A 6,626-nucleotide genomic window follows, 5' to 3' on the forward strand; every position below is an offset into this window, starting at 1 on the left:
CCGCCATTCACTGTGAGCATTTCTGCAAAGTAAAACCCCCTGTCGGCGCGAGGCCTGACAGAGGGCTAAGGTCATTACCTGGTTTGTCTGTAATGTTGTTACGAGTCCGGCGTTAATTTATTTTTTACATACAGCGTGAGCTTATCGCCCGGCTGAATATGCATATTTTTGTTAATCACCGTATTCCAGCGCATTACATCGTCGATATCGACACCGTGACGCCTGGCGATACTGGCCAGAGAGTCGCCTTTGCGCACCTGATACGTGATGCTATCCTGAACGCCGGTAGCCGCCGCCACCTGCAGTGTCTGACCAACCTTGAGCGAGTGAGCGCTGCGCAGGTTATTGCTGGCGATAAGTTCTTTCTCGCTAACGTTCAGGCGTCTGGCGATTGATGACAGCGTATCGCCGCGTCGTACCTTATATCCGCCAACTGGCGCGCTGTTTTGCGCCAGTCTGGTCGATGGCTGAACGATATTGCCATCCGCCAGCGAGTCCTTCAGCTGTTCGACATGGGTTTTCGGCACCATAATATAGTGCGGGCCGTTCGGCGCAGTGACGTTTCGCTTATAACCCGGGTTGAAGCTTTTCAGTCTGGTCAATGACAGACCGGACATCTCCGCCGCTTGAGTCAGCGCAATCTGCTGACCGACTTCCACTCTGGCCAGCGCCCGGTTTTCATCGGGCGTCGGCAGAGTGATGCCGTACTGTTTGCTGTTTTTAAGAATATCGCTCAGAGCCAGCATTTTCGGTACATAAATCGACGTTTCGCGCGGTAAAGCCAGTGCCCAGAAGCTGGTTGGCCGGCCTTTCGCTTTATTGGCCTTAACGGCCTGTAAAACGCGACCTTCACCGCTATTGTAGGCGGCAATAGTTAATAACCAATCGCCGTCAAACATACGATTCAGGCGTTGCATGATATCCAGCGCAGCCTTCGTCGACGCAACGACGTCGCGACGTCCGTCATACCATTGGTCCTGTTTCAGACCATAATTGCGCCCCGTCCCCGGCACAATCTGCCATAGCCCGGCGGCATTGGCGGAAGATGTGGCGTGAGGGTCAAAAGCGCTCTCCACTATGGGTAGCAGTACCAGTTCCATCGGCATGTTGCGTTGCTTAATCTGCTCGACTATCCAGTACATGTACGGCTCTGCCCGTAATGTTACATCGTGGAGATAGCTCTTATTCTTTAAATAACGCTGTTTTTGTTCGCGGATCCGGGCGTTATCCGGAACCTCCATCTTCAGCTCGTCGCTAATGAAGTTCCACAGGTCTCGTTGCGCGAAGCTATCATCATCATCAAGCCATCGCGCCGAGGTCTCTCGACCAACACCCGTGTACTTTCCTGCTTCACGTTGACCTGCCGAAGACAGACTCTGCGCATGTTGGTTGGGTTGCGAGGTATCCTGGGGAGGCACCTGGCAACCTGCCAGCAAGACAGTGGCGATGAGAATCGCTTTTGCCTTCATATGTGTGTCAATGGGTTGCTTAAAAGACGAGCAATAATACTTTGATTAGGCTATCGGTACAACAAAAACCTTCAGAAGCTATCCTTCTTACTGCGCAGAAGCGCAAATATACGCCAGTCCTGTTCCTTACCAGGTTCAATGTTTAGTTTTCTTTGTAAATCAGCGTCATGGCAACGTAAAAAAAGATTAATTACGCGTTCGGATTTTAAAGTCACAGGTAGACTTGCTTGTCCTTTCTCCCTTGACCGTTTGATCTCGCGCAGTGATGCTTCAATCGCGCTGTTTTCCGGCCAGACGGCGTGAGCGAACGTAATATTTGACAAGGTATATTCGTGCGCGCAGCACACCAGGGTCTCGTCCGGCAAGGCGGCAAGCCGCTGCAGCGAGTGATACATCTGTTCCGGCGTACCTTCGAATAGCCGTCCACAACCGGCGGAGAATAGCGTGTCGCCGCAAAAAAGATACGGTTTTGCGTAGTAGGCGACGTGTCCGAGAGTGTGACCCGGTACGGAAATCACAGAAAATTCTGAATTTAGCAGCGTCAGGCGATCGCCATCGGCGACGATGTGGGTCGAGCCCAATTCTTTTGTTTCTTCCGGGCCAAAAATGGGAATATTTTTATACTGTTGTTTGATTTCGGCTACGCCGCCGACGTGATCGCGGTGATGGTGGGTCAGTAAAACGGCATCGGGGGTAAGGCAATGCTCTTTTAACGCCCGCAGAACCGGCTGCGCGTCGCCGGGATCGACGATAATGCAGTGTCTGTTCTGGTCGCTTAATAGCCAAATGTAGTTGTCCTGCAACGCTGGAATGCTGATAAGATTCATGACATACCTCATTTCAATATGAGCCAACAGAAGAATATAAAACATGAAACCTGCGCAAATATCGCAACCTATTGCCGCCCCGTCGTCCTGGGCGGAGCTTCCGTGGGGTGAATACTACCGGGAAGCGCTGGAACAGCATTTGCAGCCATGGTGGCCGAAGATGTTCGGTTTTCATCTGTTAAAACTGGGTGGCCTGAGCACGGAAATTGCCACCAATCAGTGTGCTATTTCCCATCAGGTCAATGTTAGCTCGCAGGGCGAAAATCTTCATGTGATCGCCGATCCCCGGCAACTGCCTTTTACGGCAAAATCGGTGGATGCCTGTTTGTTGGCGCAAACGCTGGCATATTCCGCTGACCCGCACCGCATTTTGCGCGAAGTCGATCGCGTGCTGATTGATGACGGCTGGCTGATCCTGAGCGGATTTAATCCTGTTAGCCTGTTGGGCGCCGCCAGACTGCTGCCCGGCCTGCGCCGGCGACAGCCTTACTGTAGCAGAATGTTCAGCCAGACCCGGATAATCGACTGGCTAAGCCTGTTAAACTATGAGGTGCTGTACTGCCATCGTTTTCAGGTGTTTCCCTGGAGCAGGAAGAAGAGCGGATGGAATACCCATTTACCGCTGTTCGGTTGTCTGGGGCTGATTATCGCCCGTAAACGCACTATTCCTTTGACGCTTAACCCGCTAAAACGGCGCCTGGTGAAACCGGCGCTGAGCCGGGCGCTGGGGGCGACGAAAAGTTATCGTCAGCCGCCGGGCTAATCGGGCTGGTAACCGGTATCCTCTAACTGCGGCGAGCCGGCGGCCTGGCGAGCGAGTTCGTCGCAGCGTTCGTTCTCGGGATGCCCGGCGTGACCCTTCACCCATAGCCAGTTGACGCTATGCCGCTGGATCTCTTCGTCCAGCTGTTTCCACAGGTCGATATTGCGCACCGGCTTTTTATCTGCGGTTTTCCAGCCGCGCTTTTTCCAGTTATGGATCCAACTGGTGATGCCCTGACGTACGTACTGGCTGTCTGTGCTTAGCGTCACGTCGCACGGCGCGGTGAGCGAGCGCAGCGCTGCAATGGCGGCCATCAGCTCCATGCGGTTATTGGTGGTGAGCCGGTAGCCGGCGCTGAGCGCCTTTTCATGTTGTTTATAGCGCAGCAGAGCGCCATAGCCGCCGGGGCCCGGGTTGCCCAGGCATGATCCGTCGGTGAAAATTTCTACCTGTTTACGCATCTCTGGTAGACTCTCCCTTATGGTAAATCCGTAAGTCTGACATAAACGAATATGATGAGCACTGAAATTACGCGGCAGATTGTCCTCGATACCGAAACCACGGGTATGAACATGATAGGTGTTCATTATGAAGGACATAAAATAATCGAAATCGGCGCGGTTGAGGTTATCAACCGTCGTCTGACCGGCCGGCACTTCCATGTTTATGTTAAACCCGACCGGCTGGTTGACCCGGAAGCCTATAACGTACATGGCATCAGCGATGAGTTTCTGGCGGATAAACCAACCTTTACCCAAATCGCCGACGATTTTCTTGATTTTATTCGCGGTGCCGAGCTGGTCATTCATAACGCGTCGTTTGATATCGGCTTTATGGACTATGAATTCCGTCTGATGCAGCGCGATCTGCCGAAGACGGAGACGTTTTGTAAGATTACCGATAGCTTGCTGATGGCGCGTAAGCTGTTTCCGGGCAAGCGTAACAGTCTGGATGCATTGTGCGATCGCTATCAGATAGACAATAGTAAGCGTACGCTGCACGGCGCATTACTCGATGCCGAGATTTTGGCGGAAGTGTATCTGGCGATGACCGGCGGTCAGACTTCGCTGGCGTTTTCCATGGAAGGCGATATTCGGCCGCAGGAAACCGGTCAGCAGGATATTCAGCGTATTGTCCGTCCGGCTTCGTCGTTAAAAGTGATCTATGCCAGCGAGGAAGAGCAGGCTGCACATGAGGGCAGGCTGGATTTGATTGTGAAGAAAGGCGGCAGTTGCCTGTGGCGCGCCTGAGGCGCAACGTTTCAGCACAAAATAGTGCTCGAGTTGAAATTATAAGCAAACAGAAAGAGTTAATTATAAAAATCATTGACGCGTTCGCCAACGGGCTTTAGTATTCATCCCGCTCAATGAGCGCAGAGTGGAGCGGTAGTTCAGTTGGTTAGAATACCTGCCTGTCACGCAGGGGGTCGCGGGTTCGAGTCCCGTCCGTTCCGCCACTTATCTATTCCGGGATGTTCCTATACATCTCTGGATGAATGAAAACCGTATCGCTGTCAAAGGCATACGGTTTTTTTTCGTCTCTATGATACCCTCTGCATATCGGGGTATCCGGCGCGAAATGGCCCACAAAATGGCCTACGCGTAGGAAAGAGAAATTTCGTAGGCCATTTTTGTTTTGTGGCTGAGAAAGGGTTGCGGATACAGGACATTACACCATTCCCGTCGTTTGGTTTTTAACGACAACTAAGGAGTGAATGATGACCGCAACACACCGCCTGCTTTCTGCTGTCACAGTACAAAAAGCAAAACCCGCCGCTAAAGATTATGAACTGCCTGATGGTCATGGCCTGACACTTTCCATCAGGACTACCGGTAAGAAAATCTGGCGTTTTCGTTACCAGCGACCAAATTCCTCAACGCGTACCAATATCACGCTGGGCCATTATCCCTCCATGACGCTGGCGGCCGCGCGTACCCTTCGTGATGAATATATCTCGCTTTTGATCAAAGGTATCGACCCCAAAAAACAGGAACAGGACGAGGCTGAGCAGGAAAAAAGAGCCAAAGACAGCCTGTTCGTTAATGTGGCAACGAGGTGGTTTGCAATTAAAAAAACCAGCGGTATTTCCGAGATTCATGCCGGCGATATCTGGCGTTCACTGGAGCGGGACGTTTTTCCGGTAATTGGACAGATAGCCGTGGCTGACTTGAAAGCGCACACCCTGATCGCTGCGCTTGAACCGGTACGGGTACGTGGTGCGCTGGAAACCCTGCGCCGTCTGACGCAGCGTATCAATGAAATCATGGTATTCGCGGTCAATTCCGGGCTTCTTGATGCCAACCCGGCATCCACGATTGGTAAGGTGTTTGAGAAGCCGAAGAAACGGCATATGGCAACCATTCGTCCTGAACGTTTGCCGGAACTAATGCAGCGCTTTGAAACGACCAATCTAGGCCTGATGACGCGCTATCTGCTGAAATGGCAACTTTTGACATTGGTTCGTCCCGGCGAGGCGGCCGGGGCTATGTGGCGTGAAATCGACATGGAAAAAAAACTCTGGACCATTCCGCCAGAGCGTATGAAGAAGCGCCGTGAACATCAAGTACCGCTGCCACCGCAAGCGATGGTGCTACTAGAGCGGCTTAAACCGTTTAGCGGGCACTCGGCATTCCTTTTTCCCGGCAGGGGGAAGCGTAGCAAGCCGATGAACAGTGAAACGGTCAATAAGGCTTTACATCGCATGGGACTGGGGGGGGAACTGGTATCGCACGGTTTTCGGGCCTTGGGCAGTACGGCCATGAATGAAGCCGGATTTTCACCGGATGTGATTGAAGCCGTGTTGGCGCATGTCGATACCAATCAGACGCGGGCCGCTTATAACCGCTCCACATATCTCTCGCAGCGTGTTGAGGTTATGGAGTGGTGGGGGCGAAAAGTTAATGAATCGGCACGCGCAGTAATGCTGTAGCAGAATTTATCCAGTGAGGGCGGTCCATTGTTGAAAATGGATCGCCTTTTTATTTCCGGAGACGATATTTTCTCGTGGAGCAGTATTTTCCCTATTGGAACGCTGGCCTCATCCTATAGGTTGGCTTGGATAGGTTAGTCATTGCCCTCCAGTATTACCTGCGGGGAGGGAGGCGCTCATTTCATTACCTCTTATTTTAAGAGAGGCGAAGTGTCTGGTGATCTATGGGGCTAATCTAGTGATCGACCACTGTCGACCCATAGCTGCTGGAGGGGAACGACAGATAGCGGCCGAAGCGGCCAAAGTATATTACAGCAATATAATATAGTGGTGCGCCTAGGAGGTTGTCGTCCGTAACCCTAGACCCAGTGTTTTTTCTACAAGAAGCCGAAAAAGACGACTTACAAAAGGACTTTATAAATGAAGAAGGTGAAATCTGCACTTCACCATTGGTGGCCAAGGTGTGTTTCCAAGCATTGGGCTAACTCTGATGGCTTTACGCATTGGATCACCCCAGATCGGTAGCTGTCAACGAAGTTGACACCCTTATTCGTTTTTATGCTGCCGTTTTCAGACCAGTTTCTGGCTTCTCTGGATTCAACATCACCACCTCGACCCGCTGCCATTGACGGCATGAA

General features: G+C 52.0%; 7 protein-coding genes and 1 tRNA gene. 4 read left to right on the forward strand and 4 right to left on the reverse strand.

What is annotated here, in order from left to right; genetic code table 11:
* Window positions 1-98: 98 nt before the first annotated feature.
* Together mltD and gloB are read right to left on the reverse strand one after the other, a co-directional pair.
* A complete protein-coding gene (gene mltD / locus FJU30_RS23390; protein ID WP_150437368.1) occupies window positions 99-1,469 on the reverse strand; it encodes a murein transglycosylase D in 1,371 nt (456 codons plus the stop codon).
* 71 nt (window positions 1,470-1,540) lie between these two features.
* Window positions 1,541-2,296 carry a hydroxyacylglutathione hydrolase gene (gloB, locus tag FJU30_RS23395; RefSeq protein WP_150437369.1) on the reverse strand — a complete coding sequence of 252 codons (756 nt, stop codon included), beginning with the start codon at window positions 2,294-2,296 and terminating at the stop codon, window positions 1,541-1,543.
* 43 nt (window positions 2,297-2,339) lie between these two features.
* Between gloB and FJU30_RS23400 the strand changes: the two genes are divergently transcribed.
* On the forward strand, window positions 2,340-3,059 hold the full coding sequence (locus tag FJU30_RS23400; RefSeq protein ID WP_150437370.1) for a class I SAM-dependent methyltransferase: 720 nt from the start codon (window positions 2,340-2,342) through the stop codon (window positions 3,057-3,059).
* Here FJU30_RS23400 and rnhA read toward each other — a convergent pair.
* Window positions 3,056-3,520: a ribonuclease HI gene (gene rnhA, locus FJU30_RS23405; protein ID WP_150437371.1), complete on the reverse strand. Its 465-nt coding sequence runs from the start codon at window positions 3,518-3,520 to the stop codon at window positions 3,056-3,058. The genes FJU30_RS23400 and rnhA overlap by 4 nt on opposite strands.
* A gap of 54 nt (window positions 3,521-3,574) precedes the next feature.
* Between rnhA and dnaQ the strand changes: the two genes are divergently transcribed.
* The 3 genes from dnaQ (at window position 3,575) to FJU30_RS23420 (ending at window position 5,988) form a co-directional block, all read left to right on the forward strand.
* Complete coding sequence (gene dnaQ / locus FJU30_RS23410) at window positions 3,575-4,309, forward strand: DNA polymerase III subunit epsilon (protein WP_150437378.1); 735 nt, start codon at window positions 3,575-3,577, stop codon at window positions 4,307-4,309.
* A gap of 129 nt (window positions 4,310-4,438) precedes the next feature.
* Window positions 4,439-4,515: transfer RNA gene (locus tag FJU30_RS23415), tRNA-Asp, on the forward strand.
* 261 nt (window positions 4,516-4,776) lie between these two features.
* The gene (locus FJU30_RS23420; RefSeq protein ID WP_150437379.1) at window positions 4,777-5,988 is read left to right on the forward strand and encodes an integrase domain-containing protein; all 1,212 of its coding nucleotides are present in this window, start codon (window positions 4,777-4,779) and stop codon (window positions 5,986-5,988) included.
* Between the two features lie 443 nt (window positions 5,989-6,431).
* Here FJU30_RS23420 and FJU30_RS27330 read toward each other — a convergent pair.
* Window positions 6,432-6,626: hypothetical protein (locus FJU30_RS27330; RefSeq protein ID WP_223881678.1), on the reverse strand; the 195-nt coding region annotated here is incomplete at its 5' end.

This window comes from Affinibrenneria salicis (assembly GCF_008710095.1).